Raw genomic sequence first — 18825 nt, 5'->3', positions numbered from 1 at the left:
GCCCCGAACACCAGCGCCCCGGTGCCGGCACATCGATGCCGTCCAGGATCGCCAGCGAGGGCGCGGGGAACGGATTTAACGCGATCCCGCCCTCCTATGGGTCCGCGCACTAGGCGGCCCGGCGCGCGACGTTTCCGGACGATACACGCCGGGCCTCCTCGCCACTCGGGTCTCATCCGAAATGGCTAGTTCAGGCTGGGTCCGATTCTTGGCGAAATTGGGCGCATCGTTCTGGAGCAGGTTACGGCGCGTCACCGGCTTTCCTGGGTCCGCCGATGCTGTAGGGCTTGTTGAGGAAGTAATCGCGGTTGCCTAATGCCTTCTCCGTGTACTGGTGATCGCAACGGTGATCGCCTGGACGTGCTGATAGCAGTAGCCCTCTCGCGTGGCCCGCTGACGCAGCTCAGCAAGCGCCTCAATCCAGGGCGAGTTGTCCGCCTTCTCGTCGTACCATTTCAATTGTTCGCTCATCACCAGCTCCGGCCGCCAAGCACGCGCACTTTCATCGGACCATCCTGCTCCTTCCTGAGCCGGTCGCGCTCGGCGCACAGTCCTTCAATCTTCGCTAGCATCCTCACCAGCAAAAGCTCCGCCGATGCAGTCGATATGCCGGCGCGCTGAAGCTGGAGGATTTCCTTACGCTGCCTTCCGACTTGGACGCGCATGTGCTCGATTTCGGAACGGACGTGATCTAGGGTCGTGATTATAACTACTTTCATAATGTTCCTGCGAGGTTGAAACGGACAGAGAGCTGTCTATCGTGAATAAAAATGGCCCCAGAGCGGGGTCCCGCGCCGAGGCCATACAAGTATTCCCATTTTCAAACAGCCAGACAGGGTAGTGGGTACCCGTCTGGTGCCCCGACAAAACGTCTGCACGATAGTGCACAGAGCGGGAAGATAGGAAAACCCCGAGCCAGTTCCGCCGCTTGCAGACTCGGGGTTGAAGGCGCCAAATGATCGCCTTTGGAACCGCTCGGCGGTCTCCCAAGTTTCTACCCTGTGTCAACTTGTTTGACTTTGCACAGGGGCGTTTGATGAAGGAGCTCTCTGCGCTCGAGTTGGCCATAGCGTCAAGCCTGATGGCCGGCGCCATGCAAGCGGCAATGATTCAGTCGATGATCCGCAATCATCTCATCACCGACGAGGAAGGCCATGAGATCTACGAGCAGGCGCTTTTGATGCTTGAGACTAACCAGGTCATGACTTCCTCGCCAGACGTGTTCGAGGCCGCTCGCGAACTGATCGAGCAACATCTTCGGAGTCCGTAGACCATCGGCTGCGCCGAGCGGAGCGTTACTTCCGCCGACGACGTGGTGTTTTCTTCGCTGATCTTGCCTAGCCGCCTCGCGTTGAGGCACTCTAAGCTCGGGAGATCGCTGCCAATATCATCAGGATGGATCTCCGAGGCGAGAAACCCAAGGCTTACAGGGTGATCTTGCGATGACCGTCGTTGTCTATGTTAACACCAGCAAGCGGGTCGGAGACGCCGACCACCTCAAGGTCTTCGCAAATGCCGACGCCGCGGAAAACGATCCCGAAGGAGTAGCCTTTGGGTATGACGTTCTGGAATAACCGACGCGAAGATCAACCGTCACTGGTTGTGATAATACTACGCTGGCCGACCACGACGATGGACGTCGCGGTCAGACCAAAACCACCGACAACTAGGCGTCGATAGCGCCCTTAGATATTTTTTTCTTGAGCGCTTCGCAGACCGCGCGCACTTCAGATGTCGTTAGCGAACACTCCTCGATCTGCAAGAAGTAGCGCTTGCCCTCCTCGCGATAGCTTGCCGCCAATGCCTTGATCTCGCTGACCGTCGTATGGACGCCAGCAACCGTGGCCTCGCACTTCTTGGCAGCCTCTGTCAGTTCGGCGCCGAGCGCTTCGATCTCCTTTACGGCCGCATCGTATTCGCGAACGACCGCTTCGGCGGATAGTCTGCCGACCTGATTGACGCCCTCCTTGTGCTCGACGTAGTCGGGCAACGGGCCTTTCGGAAGCGGATGGTCGTCTTTCGGAACGATAGAGATTGAAGGTAATGCGCGATTGCTAGTTTGGATGATATCTCCAATATCGCGTTCAATGCCGTCAAACTTCGATGCGAGCAGTTCGTCAGTAAAACTCATAGTACAACGCTCCAAACTGTTGCGGGGCTATCGAGCGCCGTAACGGTCAAGCAAAATGTACCGGTTGTCCACAGCTAAGCCGATGGCTATGTATTGTGGCCGACATTGGAACCGTCGCTCCCTTCATCGCACGCGCAGGCTCGTCGGAGCGAGGTACCAGGGCACATGCGCGCCCAGGTATTTTCGGTCAACACGCGCTTCGGCATGCGCCAGCAGGCCGTTGGTGCGTCTGGGGGAAGTTCGGGTAGGCCTCCCGGCGCTTTCGGTTAGCCACTGCCAATGTGGTTTGCTCGTTCGTCCCTAGCGCTCCGCGGCGTGCGAACTCCAATTGTCGCGCGAGCGCGGATTATCTCGGCACCATTGACGCGCTCGCCCGCCGAGATTCTGGTCTCGAACTTGCGATGCTCTTCGTCTGAGGTTACCGACGAAGCCAGCTCTGTCAGAACGCGCCAGCCGACATTAGAGTAGATCTCGGGTCTATCGCCGTATCGCCGAGCCACGCGCATCATCTCGGCGACCTGCAGGGCATCGTCGAGTCCGAACTGCTTACGAACAGCCGATCCAAACTTCCGGTTGCTCAGTATGGTGTCCCGTAGCGCCGCCAGCTTGTGGCCAAGCTCGATTTTTTGCTCGACGATCCGTCTGTTCGCCGCCGCGGTCGCCTGCTTGTCCGCCGCGAGCCGCTCGCGCTTGCTCGGCTTCGGCGGCGGCTCTGGCTGCGGCGGGGAAAGGATTTTGCGCACCTTGTTTTCGACGATCATCGACAGGTAGTGCCCGATGCTAGACTCTTTGAAGAGATCGAGCCCGCGCATCGTCTTAATGATCTCCTGAAGCGGGATTTGATCGAATGCGGCTATCAAATCGAGGCCACGGTCTGCAAATGATTGCTTGCTGCAGACACCGTACACGGCGCTGACGAACGGCTCCGCGAATGCGCCTTCGTTGCCCTCAGATTCGAGAATGCAGCGGCAGGTTAGGATGATGTGGCCGCGGGCGTCGTAATCGATGGGTTGTGTCATGCCGGCGATGCCGAAAAGATCAAGGCAGCCCTCGAGTCTTCGGTGCTGCACGGGCGGCAAGATGTAAAAGGGAGACGGAGGCAGCGGCTACTTCGAAGCTGACGACGCCGAGTGCAAGGACGGGCAGATAATTCGCTTAGCTTGCTTTGGGGCCTTCTTTGCAGTTTTTAGCTCTTACTGGGCCAGCCTCGGCTATGGGAGATGTGGTCAGGGCAGCAGCACGTCTGAAGGAAATTGTGTCCGCGATGGACGGCAACAAGGTTTGCCAGTTCGGAACGTGTGCCCGGCCGCATCCCAGCCATCACGCCTTGCGGCCCATATCACCGATGGAGTCAGCAATCCATGATGTGCGTACCGCGTTGTACCGTCACCGATGGATGCCCCGGGCGTGGTCAAGGGCTGCCCACGTCCGCGCCGGCTCGTTTTTTTCTCGGCCGGCTCATAGACGGCATTAGCGCACTGACCACGGCCATGCCAATGGCGATTGAGGTTTTTGGGCTTGCAGCCGGGCCGGGGTTGGCGACGGCTTTTGCGCCTGGGCGACATTGGTCGACTGCCGCGGACGCGGCAGTGGTATCTCGGGCATTACCTTTGGCTCTTCGGGGCTCACTTTTGGCTCTGCAGGCACCACCTTTGGCTCAGAAGCGTTGGCGACGACGCGGGCGAGTTGTTCCTGGCTTGCGTTGAGCCGCTCGGTGAGCGTTTGGCTTTCGCGCGCCATCTGGATCTGGGTTGCTTTGACCTGCTCGATGATACCGTTGTTGCGTGCCATTTCTTGATGGCTCGCCTTGAGTTGGCTCGCGACATTTTCATTGTCGCGGACCAATTGCTCTTGCCTCACATTGACCTGTTCTACCGCTTGCCTCAAGGCAGCGAGATCGCGCGCCATCAGTTGGAGTTGCTGCGCCAAGTCGGAAGACAGGGCGACGGCAGTCGGCACGGCCTGTGTCGGAGGTGCTGGGTCCGAGGTGGCTATCATCGCTGTATGAGCGGAGGACGACCACCACCAAGCAGCGCCACAAACGGATGCTGTCACGAGAGAGCCGACGAAAACCACATAGCGCCAACCCGCCGATCGATGAATCGTTGCTCGCGGGGCGCGAGACGTCTTCATGGCGATCGGTGGGGCCGAAGGGTTCACTCCCGCTTCGCTTAGCAGGTTCGAAAGACAGCTCTCGATCTGCCCTTCCACGAACTTGTTGTCCGGCGTGGAAACCATTTGTGCTCCGTGTCAAATGCAATGGCACCCGCCACCGCGCGTCTGCGCTACGACGAACTAACATTCGACGGGACGGTTTTGAGCCGACGAAGCTTCCAAAGGTGAGCATTCAACTGCACGTCACGTCGTCTTTTTTTTTAATTCACCCCGGAACTGTACCGGCGCTTTTAACGCAACCGAGAAGGCGGAACTATGTTCACGGCCGGAGAACTATGGAAGGAGCCCTGACCCTTCAAATGCAGTTCCGGCGTCAGCGAAAGGCCTCCTTCACCCGGTCAACAGGATGGTGATCAGGCGCGGCCTTTGCTCCCCTTGGTCATGGGAGGTCAAGTATAGACAGTACCTAAAATTTGCTCGCGAACCCCAATGACTTTCAGGCGCGCTATGCTGTCGGCCTCATCTGCATCGACTATGCCCAGTCGGGGCGCTCTGCCGCTGCGCGAACGATATCAAGACCGGTGCAGCGCGATCAGCAGAGGTCCGTTGGCAAAAGCGCTTGACCGGAGATTGACATGCGCGCCCGTGAGGGCACCAGCTAGAGGTGGCTCAAAGTCACGCGCAGAAGAGCAAAATGACGGCCGCAACTGTGGTACCCGCTCGGGGCGTCGAAACAACGCACCGCTCGCCAAGGCCTTTTCGCGCCAGCAATCGTTGCGCTAATCTCCCAAAACGCTAAGCCAAACTTTCAGGTGTTCTGAATGCAGATGTCGCCCGTGAGGTTTTTGTCAGCAATTCTTGTCCTGACAGCGACGTATTTGTTTGGCGCGTATAGCGCTCGCCAGCAATTATTTCCGTTTCCGTTTTTGCAAGCGTTGAAGGCTGGTGTCGCGGGAAGGACGGCTCCTGAAGACCTCTACACGTTTGATCAAACGGGACGGCTCGTTTCGGGCGATCAGAAGAAAGCTGTCACCTGCCCGGAGCAGACGAACCGTACAGCCGTGCTGCTGCTGATCGGGCAGTCCAACGCTGGAAATCACGGGGGGCAGCGGTTCCGCTCGGAACACGGAGAGATGTGAATTTTTTCGATGGACGATGCTACGTCGCCGCGTCGCCCCTGCTGGGATCTGACGGCATCGCCGGCGAGTATTGGACCCAGCTCAGCAATCTTCTGCTGGAACGGGGATCGTTCGACCAAGTCGTACTGGCTCCCGTGTCCATAAGCGGCTCTGAGGTCTCCCGCTGGAGGCCGGGAGGCGATTTGAACGCAATCATGACCGACACCGCGAGCCATCTGCAGCGGCAAGGGCATCGTGTGACGCACGTACTCTGGGTGCAAGGTGAGATCGACTACGTAAAGGGAACGAGCGAGAAGGACTACCGTGACCGCTTCTTGTCGCTGGTTAACTCGTTGAGATCTTACAACGTGGCGGCGCCGGTATACGTTGCCATCGCGACGAAATGCTTGGGGGCAAGCAACGGAGGAACGCGCTTCCACTCTGCTGATAACCCGGTAGCGCGCGCTCAACTGGCGCTTCCCAATCCCGGTGCCAATCTGAAAAGCGGAGTTAATTCGGACGCCTTGCTTGACGATCTGGATCGGTACGACGATTGCCATTTCGGCTCATCAGGAGAACAGAAGGTCGCGAGAGCCTGGGCAGACTTGCTGTCAGCCGACCCCTGAGCCGGGGGCCAAGAAACTGTGACCGGTGAGGCGATGAGCGGCACCACGGCTCAATAACAGCGCTACAACTCTGATGTTTGGTGCGAGATGCTGGAATGAAGCTCATATCTGACATTGCCGGCAGGCTTTCGACCTCGATTGCTGCGCCCGTCCCGTCGTCGACATTGCCGGTAAAGACTGGCGTACCAGTGCGAAATAGGTGTAGCCGTAACCAACGCCTATACCGAGGCATTGTTGGTGTGTACGAGACGCGGCTGATAGTGTTGGACAGATTTTGCTCCGCGTCACAGTAACAGGGATATCCACCGCCGGTCAGGCGATTATTGTCGACTACTACATCCGATACGTTTCCAAAGTAATTTGTCGATCATGACCGCGGATGTCTGGTTATGCTCGTTCACCATGTTGTTATGAGAGATTAGAATGTCTGCTTTTCCCCCGTCAATCTGGACGCAGTCATAGTGTGGAGTGCCTCGCGAAAGAATCGAATGCACCCAGTTGTCGGCAAAGACCGATGCTTGCCCCGCGCCTTTTGCAGCCGATCCGTTGCCAACTCTGACGATGTTGTTGCGGCGGAAGGTGCCGAGACCGCGAATGCCGAAACCAGGTGCCGAGGCCGTCGATGTAGCAATCCTCACCACTGCGCCGGTGACGCCTTCTGCTATGCTCACTACTGCAGCCGCGTTTGTCCTGATCCTGCATCTACGGAGAGTGACGTTGTTTGCAGCGATAGTGACGGGCCCGAATATCTAGTCCGCCTGCAACTGTGCCAGGGTCGAAACCGTCAGTTCACTGGATCGCTTGAGTGCTACGCTCTGCTGCACGTCTCTGGCCGTCGAAGATCCACCTTCTTGAGGGCCTACCCATGTCAAAATCGAACCGTCAACGGTTGGCCTGTTAGCCGCATTGGGCCAATCATCCGAAGATCATGATCCCAGCTTGATGTCTCCTTCCTTCTGGTACGTCGATCCGTATGCTTAGGATCGTGCGCGCGTAGAGCAAGAGGCCGCAGCATCGCCGTCCCGGCAGCACAGGCGATGAATTCGCGCCGTTTCAAATGGCCGCGAGTGCGAAAAGCAACTCCAGTTTCGATTTCCCGGAGGCACCAATCATGCCGTCGGCTTTGTGCTCCGCTCCGTCCGGGCCGACGGTCTCAGGAAAAGTCATAGTGCGATGCCGCGCGATAATGCCAGTTCAAGCCAACTCGCGCGCGCTGCTGAGGCGGGTGAGCTCCTAAAGCAGTTCGATCACCGCATGAAAAGGAGGGCCATCCCTTTTGCCTCGGGGATTTGTCCCCGTAGAGCTTCCGGAGCATCAGCGCAAGCAAGCGGTCCGCCCGCTAATTCTAAACCGCTCTACTCTCACGAAACAGTTGGGGAGACAAATTCGTCGTTCTTGCTGCAGCGCCTCCAAACGCGGTTTCTCCGCATATCTAGAATCATCGGTAACTTGTCACCGCTCAGAGCGCTGGAGGTTTTAAACCAGCGGGAACACGGCTTCATGAATTTGCGTTGTCCGTTTGTTTTCCAATAGTTTGTGAGGTGGATCATGCGTCTTCTATTTAGAGTTGTCGCGATTGCCGCAGTCCCTGCCTGGTTGGGCGTACATATAAATTCCGCTGCGGCTCAGAGCTTCAACGAGAGATGGTCGATCATTCCAAAGGCGCACGCAGAACCAGCTCCTGCCGGAGCACCCGACCAGATCAAGCAGAATTCAACAGAGCAATCCCAAGTCGGAGGACAGTCGACGCGATCGTCGGAAGATCGCGTAACCGGTCGATCTTCCAATCGGGTTCTTTCCGGAAAGGCCTCATACTACTCATATTCGAAAGGAAAAACAGCTAGCGGCTCCCAGTTCAAGCGGGATGAATTGACAGCAGCTCACCGAAGCCTGCGGTTCGGCACCAGAGTTCGCGTAACTGATCTTGCGAGCAGCAAGTCTGTGGTAGTTCGTATCACTGACCGCGGACCGTGGGTACGCGGTCGGGTCGTCGACCTTTCGCTCGGCGCCGCGCGCAGCCTGGGGATCACAGACCGCGGCGTGGTCCAAGTTCGCGTTGAGTTGCTTTAGCTTCACCGCTTGAAATGAACTTAGCGAACTAGTTGCGCGAATGTAGGCGGCTCTCTGGATCCGCGGTAGACGACGGCACTAGCTTTGCGAGCAAGCACCTCATGCTTGAATCTGTGTGCCCTTCGCCAGGCGTGTTCGAGGCTGCTCGTGAACTGATCGAGCAGCACCTTCGTAAGTTTCTTTACCACGACCGGCTGTAGACTTGATACGTTCGCCAACTAGGCCGAATTTCGAAAGCGCCGATACCTTGGCTGAAGCGGCTCGGTCAGGTCATCGTCATCGAGAAGCTGTGGGACCAGGTCTTCTCGAATAACTTTCTGCATGACCACCCGCACCAGCTTGGTTCGGGAGATCCCACGTTCTTTGGCCGCGGCCTCTAGATACGCATCTTCCAGCGGAATAACGACATTTTTAATGGCCATCATTTCCCCCCGATGGCCCCCGCCCAATCGTTTTGGTGGCCGGTAAGTATGTTGAGAATTAGGCCGTTACAGCGCGCTGAAGGTACAAGCGTACTTCCATCAATGTCGTTGATCGAAACGTGGCGCCGGAGCGGCTGTCTGAGGACCGCTCCGGCGCGCGGACGCCGGCAGCTTTTATCGAACCGTGCCCGCCGGCGGCGATTGATTTCGGTTATTCAATGCTTCGATGACGGCGCCCCAAGATTGGGCAACTCTCTGTCGTGCAGCCTCTTCGCCCGGCAAGCGCAGCACTGCCTCGCGCGCTGCATCACGAGCCCGGACGGAGATCAAATCCTGCGATCCGCTGGTCGCGGTGGCTGACGTGACAGGCGCGCAATGGATGGTAGCAGCGGCGTGGTGCGCTCTGGCACCATCGGCTGTGGTAATGGCGTGCACAGCATGAGCTCCTTGTATTGCGGCCTGCTCCAAGCAGCCTCGGCACTCACAGGGCGGCTTCGAAAAATCATGCGTGATCTGCAGCAGGCGCTGGCAGGCCGACCAGTCGTACACAGACTTGCTGTAATCGTGCCGTGCAATCAGGCGGCCTCGGTGCTGGCTGGCTTGGCGATGGCCTCGGGAGCTGGACAAGCTCGAGTAGTTCCCTGCGCGGCGCGGGCTCCACTGCCCGACCGCGGTCGAACAGCATGCCGGGGCCATCGAACCGAGGTAGCCGCAGAACCGAGGCGAGCGGTTCAATGCGTTCGAGTTCTCCAGGAGCGAGATAGCGCACCTGCCTACAACGTTTGCGAACAACGAAAGTAGGCCTCCTCTGGCTGACCTCGGTGCCAGGTATGAAGCCTCGCTCAGGGGAGCGCTCGACTACCGCGTCCGTATCTGAGACCAAATCCCCATTACTCTCATATGTCCACAAATCGACGAAGGTCGTTTCGAGGTCCTCTCGGGGTGCCGGATCGCGATGCCGCGCGAGGTGATCAGCGTGGAGCAGTCGCTGTTCGTCGGGGAGCTCGCGGTTGAGCCGCTCGATAGCTACCGCGTTAGCTGCCGCCTCCTCGGCCAGTTGAACGAGCACTGGAGCAGCATCGTCTCGCCAATTTTTTCCTGGTATCAGCAAAGAGCCGAGGTCTGGATGATGGTCCAGGAGCAGCACGATTTTTACAAAGTCAATTCGCTGACCAATCTGGACGAGGCGTCGCCTGTCGAGGGCACGATTGTTTGGGATGCACCGCGCTCCCTGTGGAATGGCGCGATGCTGCTTGGGGCCATCGTCCTCGGTCCGCTCACATTTTCGTGGAGCGCCTTGGCCGTCTTTCTGATCACAGCCGGAATCACGCTTTGCGCCTGCCACTCCGTCGGCTTCCACCGGCGCCTCATTCACCGCAGCTTCGAGTGTCCTAAATGGCTGGAGATGACGCTGGTCTGGTTCGGAACGGCGGTGGGTATGGGTGGGCCGCTATGGACTATTCGCGTGCACGACAGCCGGGATTGGGCGCAGCGCCAGGTCGATTGTCATCCGTTCCTCGCGCACCGGAAAGACTTTTGGTTGGATGGCCTGCTCTACCCCCATGGCCGGCTTGTCCTGAAGCGTCCTCCAGGTTTCGATCTTGGTCCGGGAATTGGCGACGATCCCATCTATCAGTTTCTCGATCGCACCTGGATGTTGCACCAGATTCCGATCGCACTCGTTCTCTATTGGCTGGGCGGGTGGCCTTTTGTCGTTTGGGGCGTCTTTGCACGCGTCGCGGCCTGCACGACCATGCATTGGGGAATATCCTACTTTGCGCACACACAAGGAGAGCAGGACTGGACAGTCGACGGCGCGGTGGTCCAGGCGCACAACGTGCCCTTGATGGCTATTCCAACAATGGGAGAGAGCTGGCACAATAACCATCACGCCTTTCCGGGCTCTGCGCGGCACGGTCTCTATCCCGGGCAGATCGATCTCGGCTGGGAGTTCGTGAGGCTGCTTCGCGCCCTTGGCCTGGCGTGGAATGTTCAGGTGCCCGCGGAGCTGCCGCCCAGGCCTGGAATAAGCCCGGTCCGCGCCCGCTCGCTTTCAGTCTGTGCGCCCGGCCAAGCTGAAATTTCGAGAGTCCAGTTGTGACGACTGCGGCTGAAGCCCTCGCCGCTTATTATGCGGCGAATGGCATAGAGGCTGACCCCGCTCGCGCTGCGACATGGATTTGCAAGATAGGGCCGGTGTCGGTTGAATTTCCAAACTGGAAGTGGCGGCGAGACGCCATCACTCGGCACGACCTCCACCACATTCTCACCGGCTATCCCTGCACGATGACGGGAGAGATGCAGATGGCCGCCTGGGAGTTTGCCGCCGGACGCTACCGCCACTGGGCGGCGACGCTCTTCTGCCTGCCTCTGGCACTGATGGGCGTCATATTTGCGCCGCGTAAAACCACGCTGGCGTTCCGAGCGGGTCTGATCTCGACAAGTCTCTATGGCTCCGAACTGGACCGTAATAAGCTGCTCACAGCGTTGCGAGCAGAAATTTCTGCCCGCCGCCCCACCAGTTATCCGCCAGAAACCCCATGAACAAACGTGCACGAACGCGCACGATCGCAAACGATAACCACTGATTTCGAATTTCCAGGTAGAGTCCCGCGCTCATAACGGTCGGCTTCAACGCTGACTTGCGTCCTATCGGCAGGTCCGGCGACAGCTGGAAGCGCGCTCTTGCTCGACCACAGCTTCGACGTAAGTGCTGTGCAGCGACGTCGGCGACTTGAAGCCATCGAACATGACGCGGACGGTGCTGCGGTACTGACCCGAGCCGACGACGACGCCTTCCCTGCCGGCGAGATTCGGGCATCGTTCCGCGCCCAGCGCAGTCATCTTGACGCGCGTCAGGTGAGGCAGCGGAGGCTGCTCAGTGGGCGCGGCTGGATCGGATGGTGTCTTTGGACCAGAACCCATTACAGCTCAACCATGCAGCTTGCGGCACCGTCAGAAACGACCGGCAGAGCCCGACGACCAACTCCCGCTCATAGGACGCGACCAGCAGCGATACGAAAAATGCCACGCCACCAGCGCCAGGAATTCCCGGTGCCGTTGTTTTGCTGCGAGAAGGCCGATGACTGACGTTTCTCGTCATTGCGACCATGGTGCTCACTCCTGACCCAGGCATCCGACACGCCTGCCGGCATGACAGCCAATCGATGCTACAACGGCATCGCGTGCTCACGGTCAGCCCGCTGGCCCGGCGCATCGCCGCCGTTGCGCCAGCGCCTGACCGATAACCCGCTCGCCGGCTCTATCGCAGCCAGCAGCGCGGCGTTGATCTCAGCCATCCGGCCGAGCTTGACCATGCATCGGCCGACCGCGACGAATCCGTCCGTCAGTTCAGGCTGCAGCCGCATGAACTCGAGGTGATGGCGCAGCGCTTCCTCGTACTGACCGAGGCTTTCACAGACCTGGCCCAAGCACTGCCATGCCTTGACGGCGTCGGGGCGAACCACTGTCAAGGTGCGGAACAGCCGCTTGGCCGCGGCGAAGTCGCCCTTCGCCGTCAATAACTGGCCGAACCGATGCAACGCGTCGGCGTGTTTTGGCTGAACCTCCAAAATCCGCCGGTAGCCTATCTCGGCGTCGGCAGCCTTCCCCTTCCGGTGAAGTTCAGTCGCCTGTCGCAGGACGTCAGGGATGCTCCTGCGGTCGATCCTGCCGCCGAGATTCCTGCCGTTCCTGGTCGCCAGAACGGTGCCGCGGATCTTGCGCTCCGCGCAGCCGAATGAATATTTGTACGGCTCGTTGCCGCGCAGGAAGTCGTATTCAGTATAGCCGAGCTCGATCGCGTGGCGAATGCTGAAGGCATGCAGGATCACCCCTGCCGGCGGTCCATCGAACGTCTCGTCGCGTCCGGTCATGTAGAACGAGAAGGTGCGCTTGCGCGGATCCACCAGCGTGGCCAGCGCCGCGACAGCCCGGTCGCCGTGCCAGAACGTCGGCAGGTAGACCAAGCCGGATTCAAAACTGCGCGTCAGCATGGCGCTGTTCGAACGAACGAGCCCATCCATCCGATCCCCTTTGCGGGAGCGCCACCTTACCTCCCAGAACCGCAGCAAAGTCTTGAGGTCTTGCGCAAAGGTTTCGGGGGTGGAAACGGATATTCGATATTCGCCCTGCGCATCGATCTGCTTCAGAAGGCGCCTGATTTTCTGTCTTGTGTTGGAGCTCAGCGTTTCGAGATAGGCGTTCCAGTCCTTGGACAGCGTCACGTACGGGCAGCGGCTGAGGTCGATCCCATCGACCTTGCTGACCATGTCGACCTCCGTACAGTGGAAACTGGCTCTCGGAAAGCAGGCCAGAAGCAGCCGCACGCGTCTCTCCGACATTCGCAGATTATCAAGCTTGAAGCGCGCCCAGTTCATCTGCCTGATATATCGGGCAAACGCGGGAATGACCTTGTTCTCCACCTCGGGCCTGCAAACGATGCCAGTGTAATCGGCGGAGCCCGTCATCCTGATTTCATGGAAGACATCGGAGTTCTTGATTGTGGTCTGCAGCCGCAACGGAAAGAATGCCACGTAAGGCAGATCGGCGGCGTCACCGGCCTTCGCCGCCAGGATGAACCATGGTCCCGGGATGCAGGACAGCCAGCCGTAGAGCCATTTCCATGACAGGAATATCTGCGCTTCGTCGTCCGTGTCGTAGACGGCGTTCCAGTTGTCCTCGAGTTTCGCCAGCGACGGCAAGGTTTCGATGATGTCGATATGCACGGCGGACGCCTTTCCAAAGTGCGTGTTGAGTTCCTGTCGAGTGCCTAGCGCTCTCGGAATGCGCGCATAAAGCTGTCGTAGATGGGCCTCATGAGATACTGGAAGAACGTGCGCTCCGCTGTCTTGATGTAAACCTCGGCGGGCATGCCGGGCGTCGGACTGAAGCCCGGAAGATTCCGGCTCTCTTCGCTGTTGAGCCTGACGCGGACGAGATAGATGTCGGTCGGCCCGACCTGCTGGGACTTCTTTTCGTCCGCCAGAGTATCGGCCGACAGGTACACGACGTCGCCGGAGACCATCGGCGTGATGCGCTGGTTCAGCGCCGTCAGCCGCACCATCGCAGCCTGTCCGTGCTTTACGCTGTCGATGTCCTGCGGCCGCAGTCGCGCCTCGATGATCAGTTCGTCCTTCACCGGCAGCAGCTCCATGATGTTCTTGCCGGCTTCCACCACGCCGCCCCGCGTATGGTAGCGGAGCTTGACCACGACGCCGCTCACCGGCGCCGTGACGCGGACTCGATCGAGCACGCCCTTGGCGCTGAGCATCCGCTCGCGGACGTCGGCCAGTTCGCCACGGACCTCGTGCATCTGCTCGACTGCGGTCTTGATCGCGGTCTTGCGCACGCCGTTGATCTGCTCGACCGCGCGGGCGATGCGTTCCTTGGCGTCGCCGATGTCGCCCATGATGCGGCCGACCTCGCCTTCCAGATTGGCCTTTGTTCGCTGCAGCACCATCAGTTCCGGCTTGCGCACCAGCCCGGCCTGTACCAGGCGGTCCTTGGTCACGATCTCCTCATCGAGCAGGACGATCTGGCGCTTGACCGCGTCCAGTTGGACCCGCGACCCCCGGATCCGCTCCTCCAGAGCGTTGATGCTCTCCTGGATACTCTTGACGTCGCTGTTGAGGTTGTTACGGCGCGCCGCAAACGTCATCTGCTGGCTGTCCACGATTTCCTTCACCTCGGGTGACTTGCCCAGCCAAGCGACGACCTCCGGCGGAAGCGTGATATCCGCCTCCTCCCTCATCTCGGCCTGCAGCCTAGCATCCATGGCCGACAGGCGGGTGCGACGCAGGAACAGCCGCTGCAACTCGGCACGCGCTGCCGTGTCGTCGAGTTCGAGCAGTGCTTGTCCGGCCTCCACCTTGTCGCCTTCGCGCACGAAAATCTCGCGGATCATGCCGCCCTCGAGATGCTGGACGATCTTGTTCTGTCCGGTAACGACGAACACGCCCGACGCGACCACGGCGCCGGCGATCGGCGCCATGTTGCCCCAGACGCCGAAGCCCATCAGCACCACGGCCATGATCAGCGCGCCGGCAACCGTTGGAAATTTGGTCGATCGCGGCAGCGAATCGTACCAGGTGCCTTGTGATACTGCTGAGCGGTCCGCAATTTTCCTGTTGGCCATCGCGTAACCTCGTTGCTGTCAAACCTGACTGATGTCCCTATGAATTCAACGAAGGAGGATTGCCGTTGGGGGGGATATTGTTCGGCTTGCGTCCGGTGATCATCGGAATGATCTCGTCGCGGCTGCCGAATGCCTGCACCGCGCCCTGATGCAGGATCATGATCTTGTCGACGCTCATCAGCAGCGCCGCGCGCTGGGTGATCGTCACCACCGTGATCTGCTTTTCCTTGGCGCGCACCAGCGCCTTGGCAAGCGCGCGCTCGCCATTGGCGTCCAGATTCGAATTCGGTTCGTCGAGCACGAGCAGACGTGGGTTACCGTAGAACGCGCGCGCTAGCCCGATGCGCTGGCGCTGGCCGCCCGACAGCGGACTCCCATCCATGCCGACAATGGTTTCGTAGCCCTGGGCGAAGCCCGAGATCAGTTCGTGCACGTCGGCGGCCTCGGCCGCGTCGAACACATCCTCGTCGCGGGCGTCTTCGCGCATCCGGCCGATGTTGGCCTTGATGGATGCGGGGAACAGTTGCACATCCTGCGGCAGGTAGCCGACGCTCTCGCCGAACTGCCGCGGATCCCAGTTGCGCAGATCCATCATGTCCAGCCTTACACTGCCGGCGGTTGGAATGATGGATCCGACCAGCATGCGGGCCAGCATGGTTTTGCCGGTACCGGAATCTCCGACAATGGCAAGGGATTCTCCGGGCTTCAGTTGAAAGCTGATTCCGTTCAGGATCACCTTCTTGTTCGGCGGCGGCACGTAGAGAATGCGCTCGACGCTGAGATACCCTGCCGGACGCGGCAGTCGGAGCCGCTCCAGGTTGAGCGGCGAGTTCAGCAGCAGGGATCTGATGCGGGCATAGGCCGAACGCGCCTGCACGAAGTTGCGCCAGCCTTCGATGGTGCCTTCCAGCGGCGCCAGCGCCCGGCTCGCCACGATCGAGGCCGCGATCACCATGCCACTGGTGATCTCGCTTTCCAGCGCCAGCCAAGCGCCCCAGCCGAGGATCGCGATCTGGGTGCACAGTCGCAGGAATTTAGACACGCCCGTCATCAGGATGTTGAGGTCCTGTCCGATCACCTGTGCCTTCAGGGACTCCACGGTTTCGCGGCCCCATACCTGCACGCCCTCGGGGATCATGCCCATGGCGTTGATGACCTGGGCGTTGCGCGCCATCGATTCCGCCTGCAGGTTTGCCCTGGCTCCGTAACTGTTCGCCTGGTTGAACGGGATCGCGGTCATCCGCTGGTTCAGCAGCGCCACAATGACCAGCGCGACGCCTGCGCCCAGCACGATGAATCCGAGCTGTGGATGGATCAGGAACACGACGGCGAAATAGACCGGCGACACCGGCGTATCGAACATCGTCAGCAGCACCGGACCGGTGATGAACGCGCGCAAATGCTGCAGGTCCGCCAACGTCTGGAATTCGCGGCTGGATCCACTCTGCGCGGATTTGGCGGCGGCGCTCAGCACGGGTCCGCCCAATTTGGCTTCGGTCTCGACCGCAACCCGCATCAGGATGACGCGGCGCATCATATCCATGAGCACATGCGCCCCGATCGCGATGACCACGATAATGGTCAGCATCACCAGCGTGTCCGTGCTGCGGCTGGTCATCACGCGATCGGACATGTTGAACAGGTAGATCGGAATCGCCAGCACCAGCAGATTGACCGCGATCGAGAATATCCCCACGGTCACCAGGTTGCGGCGGGCACTCGCAAGGCCCTTGCCGAGCACATCGCGAAATTCATTGTCGCCGGAACGCTTTTGGAGCCGCGGCGTGCCGCCACCGCCTCCGCCGCCACCGCCGCCGGAGGAGCCGCCACCGTCCCTGTCGCCGCCACGCTGCAGCGGGGGCGCAGGAACCTGCTGCTCGATCACGACGGTGGATCCCGGTGCCGGGGTCTTGGCTTCCTCCCGCAGGGACGGCTCGGCCGCCGGCGGGTCCGCGACTTTGGCTTCGGCCGGAGCTGCCTTCTCGTCCGCAAGTACGACAGGCGGATCCTCGGCATGCGAAGTGGGCTGATCAAACCATGGGCGAAGCGGAATTATCTTTGCCATATGCGGCGTTGCTTCGTCATACTCCCTCAAGCGCCAACTCCCGCCTGGACGATCATCCCAACCCCACATTTGGAAACTCCGTCTACTTCCGATAATCAAAACATCCTGCTGGTCGCTAATGCAGCACGCTCGCCATCGGATCTGCCTGCACCGAATTGGCAACAACAGCCGGGCTCGTGTTTGTCTGATCCTGGGTGTCGTCGACGAACGCAATGAGTTCAGTCACCAGGGTATCGGTGTCGCCATTGACCGCATCATCCTGGTCCACCGGCAGCAGGTTGGCCTGCACCAGAATGGAATCGGTGTAGACCTCGCCCTCGACGTAAATGACGTCGGGATTGACATCGACAATCGCGGCATCGTTGGCGAGTTCATTGCCGCCGGTGGTGGCCGACTGCCTTATGCCCATGCCCCCGCCGTGTTCAAGCGCCATCAGATCGGCCGACGGCTCGTTTTGCAGTTGATACAGCACATTAATGTCGGAGGTGACGTTGGTCTGCCAAACCGCATTGATGTCGTAGTAGTCTCCCTTGACGTAGAGCACGCGCAGGGGGCCGCCATTGCCGGCGATGGCACTGCCCAGCTCGGGATCAATCGATGTCACGCCGGAGGCCAGCAGATCCAGGATCTGCTGGAGCCCCGGGGTCAGCGTGTCGAAGGTGTCGCCGCCATAATTCTCGATAGCGCCCTCGTTCAACAGGCTGTTGTCGCCTGAGCTCACCGATTGAGACGGATCGGTGCCGTCGGCCGACATCACGATGTTGTCGTTGTTCAACAGGATGTTGTTCTGGAAGATCACGTTCATGCCGTGATAGGCGCCCTCGATGACGATCAGGTCGTATTGAATGTCACCATCAAAAATCTGAGCCAGATTGCCGAGCTGATTGTGGCCGCTGACGAGGTTGTAGTGGCCTTCGCTGCTGACCTGCGCTGCCACATCGTTGTCGGAGAGATAGTTGGTTTGGCTCACCGCATTGACGCTGTAGTAGTCGCCGTCGACCACATCGACGATCCAGTTCGGCCCCGCCCAGAAGGACGGGAGTTCGGCGTAGATGCTGGGGTTCTGGACGAAGTTGGCGATGTTGGTCGCGACATTTCCTTCGCTGGTCACCGATAGCGTGCCCTCCCCACCCGACACGCTGACCTCGTCGTTGTCGATGGTCGTGTTGGTCTGGAACATGGCATCGGTCTTGAAGTAGTCCCCCAACACCACCATGGTGCGGGCGCCCTCGCCAATATCGACCAGCAGCGCCGCGTTGATGCTGTAGTTGCCGCCCATCGACGCCCATTGGCCGATGCCGTCGCCGGTGTCCGGCAACTCCTTCAGCTCGATCGGCGGCCTCGGCTCCGTCGGCGGTTCCTGCAGTTCGCCGTTGACATAGTAGCCGGCAGGCACGGAATGCTCGTCCGGCGTGCCGTCGCGGTCGGCCCATGCGGCGTCGTGGGTGGTGAGGAAATCGGTCACGCCGGCATCGCTCTGCGGCATCCACCAATCGGTGGGAACCTCGGCGTTGGCACTGGCCACCAACTGCTCGATGGTGGCCATCGCATTGCTGTTGAGGCTCATGATCAAGGGCTCGGCCGCAGCCAGGAACTCCGCCGGTAGATTGACGTCCTCGTCATGCATGAAGTTGTGCTGGTGGACCGTAAGCTGAAGCTGCGCGCCGCCGTCCTCGTACTTCACCCTGATGTTAAGCTCGCCGCCGCCTCCGCCGCCACCACCGCCCGCTGCCGGGAGCACGATGTTCGGCTTCAGCGACGTCGGAAAGAAATCGAAATCGGGGTCCTGCGGGCCTTTGGTCAGCTTGAGCGGACGGCCGCGGATCAGATCCATCGGATCGTCGGCTATCAGTTCCGGCACCGGGCCTGCCGCGCTGTCCATATCCTCCGGCGCGTAGCGATGGTGGTAGTTCGGTCGCAGCGTCGTGTAGTCGCCGGAGGGATCGGGTGCGGGCGTCTCATCGTACTGGGTGCGATCGCGAGCGATGTCCTCGAAGATCTGCAGATATCCAGCGAAATGGGAAATGATTTCGACGAAACTAGCTGACGCCATGGGAACCTCCCCTGTCGCCGCGAGCTGTTGGGGCCGCACGGCGACCCCACAGCCTCTTGTCGGCAACTGCGGCGACGGAACTGAAATGA

15 protein-coding genes and 1 pseudogene are annotated in these 18825 nt (G+C 60.0%); 5 read left to right on the top strand and 11 right to left on the bottom strand.

Annotated features, from left to right (window positions below; genetic code table 11):
- Positions 1-312: 312 nt before the first annotated feature.
- Positions 313-471 (bottom strand): hypothetical protein, encoded by a 159-nt coding sequence (locus tag GWE18_RS30845; RefSeq protein WP_342804312.1) that lies wholly within the window; start codon positions 469-471, stop codon positions 313-315.
- A 484-nt stretch (positions 472-955) separates the two neighbouring features.
- Here GWE18_RS30845 and GWE18_RS30840 point away from each other — a divergent pair, with 484 nt between their 5' ends.
- A complete protein-coding gene (locus GWE18_RS30840; protein WP_275189491.1) occupies positions 956-1270 on the top strand; it encodes a hypothetical protein in 315 nt (104 codons plus the stop codon).
- Between the two features lie 172 nt (positions 1271-1442).
- The gene (locus GWE18_RS30835; protein WP_275189490.1) at positions 1443-1574 is read left to right on the top strand and encodes a hypothetical protein; all 132 of its coding nucleotides are present in this window, start codon (positions 1443-1445) and stop codon (positions 1572-1574) included.
- A 92-nt stretch (positions 1575-1666) separates the two neighbouring features.
- Here the strand turns inward: GWE18_RS30835 and GWE18_RS30830 are convergent, their stop codons facing one another.
- From GWE18_RS30830 to GWE18_RS30820, 3 genes are all read right to left on the bottom strand, one after another.
- A complete protein-coding gene (locus GWE18_RS30830) occupies positions 1667-2131 on the bottom strand; it encodes a hypothetical protein (protein WP_275189489.1) in 465 nt (154 codons plus the stop codon).
- Between the two features lie 266 nt (positions 2132-2397).
- Positions 2398-3150 carry a hypothetical protein gene (locus tag GWE18_RS30825; protein ID WP_275189488.1) on the bottom strand — a complete coding sequence of 251 codons (753 nt, stop codon included), beginning with the start codon at positions 3148-3150 and terminating at the stop codon, positions 2398-2400.
- Between the two features lie 451 nt (positions 3151-3601).
- A complete protein-coding gene (locus tag GWE18_RS30820) occupies positions 3602-4369 on the bottom strand; it encodes a hypothetical protein (RefSeq protein ID WP_275189487.1) in 768 nt (255 codons plus the stop codon).
- A gap of 698 nt (positions 4370-5067) precedes the next feature.
- Between GWE18_RS30820 and GWE18_RS30815 the strand changes: the two are divergent.
- Positions 5068-5990: pseudogene (locus GWE18_RS30815) on the top strand (sialate O-acetylesterase).
- Between the two features lie 320 nt (positions 5991-6310).
- On the opposite strand, the gene GWE18_RS30810 reads toward GWE18_RS30815, so the two are convergent.
- On the bottom strand, positions 6311-6661 hold the full coding sequence (locus tag GWE18_RS30810; RefSeq protein WP_275189486.1) for a hypothetical protein: 351 nt from the start codon (positions 6659-6661) through the stop codon (positions 6311-6313).
- Positions 6662-8278: 1617 nt separating this feature from the next.
- On the bottom strand, positions 8279-8482 hold the full coding sequence (locus tag GWE18_RS30805) for a hypothetical protein (protein ID WP_275189485.1): 204 nt from the start codon (positions 8480-8482) through the stop codon (positions 8279-8281).
- Positions 8483-9458: 976 nt separating this feature from the next.
- On the opposite strand from GWE18_RS30805, the gene GWE18_RS30800 reads away from it, so the two are divergent.
- Positions 9459-10583 (top strand): acyl-CoA desaturase, encoded by a 1125-nt coding sequence (locus tag GWE18_RS30800; protein WP_275189484.1) that lies wholly within the window; start codon positions 9459-9461, stop codon positions 10581-10583.
- A 95-nt stretch (positions 10584-10678) separates the two neighbouring features.
- Entirely contained in the window at positions 10679-11026 is a 348-nt protein-coding gene (locus GWE18_RS30795) for a hypothetical protein (protein ID WP_275189483.1), read from the top strand.
- 105 nt (positions 11027-11131) lie between these two features.
- Here GWE18_RS30795 and GWE18_RS30790 read toward each other — a convergent pair whose 3' ends face one another.
- From GWE18_RS30790 to GWE18_RS30770, 5 genes are all read right to left on the bottom strand, one after another.
- Positions 11132-11407: a hypothetical protein gene (locus GWE18_RS30790; protein WP_275189482.1), complete on the bottom strand. Its 276-nt coding sequence runs from the start codon at positions 11405-11407 to the stop codon at positions 11132-11134.
- A gap of 245 nt (positions 11408-11652) precedes the next feature.
- On the bottom strand, positions 11653-13209 hold the full coding sequence (locus GWE18_RS30785; RefSeq protein ID WP_275189481.1) for a GNAT family N-acetyltransferase: 1557 nt from the start codon (positions 13207-13209) through the stop codon (positions 11653-11655).
- 44 nt (positions 13210-13253) lie between these two features.
- Positions 13254-14618, bottom strand: a complete 1365-nt coding sequence (locus GWE18_RS30780) for an HlyD family type I secretion periplasmic adaptor subunit (RefSeq protein WP_275189480.1) — start codon at positions 14616-14618, stop codon at positions 13254-13256.
- A 37-nt stretch (positions 14619-14655) separates the two neighbouring features.
- Complete coding sequence (locus GWE18_RS30775; protein ID WP_275189479.1) at positions 14656-16683, bottom strand: type I secretion system permease/ATPase; 2028 nt, start codon at positions 16681-16683, stop codon at positions 14656-14658.
- A 115-nt stretch (positions 16684-16798) separates the two neighbouring features.
- Positions 16799-18736: a hypothetical protein gene (locus GWE18_RS30770; protein ID WP_275189478.1), complete on the bottom strand. Its 1938-nt coding sequence runs from the start codon at positions 18734-18736 to the stop codon at positions 16799-16801.
- Positions 18737-18825: the final 89 nt, after the last annotated feature.

This window comes from Bradyrhizobium sp. CSA112 (assembly GCF_029051645.1).
Taxonomy (GTDB): Bacteria; Pseudomonadota; Alphaproteobacteria; order Rhizobiales; family Xanthobacteraceae; genus Bradyrhizobium.
Note: the sequence above shows the minus strand (reverse complement) of the source record. Positions and strands in the feature narration are given on the sequence as shown.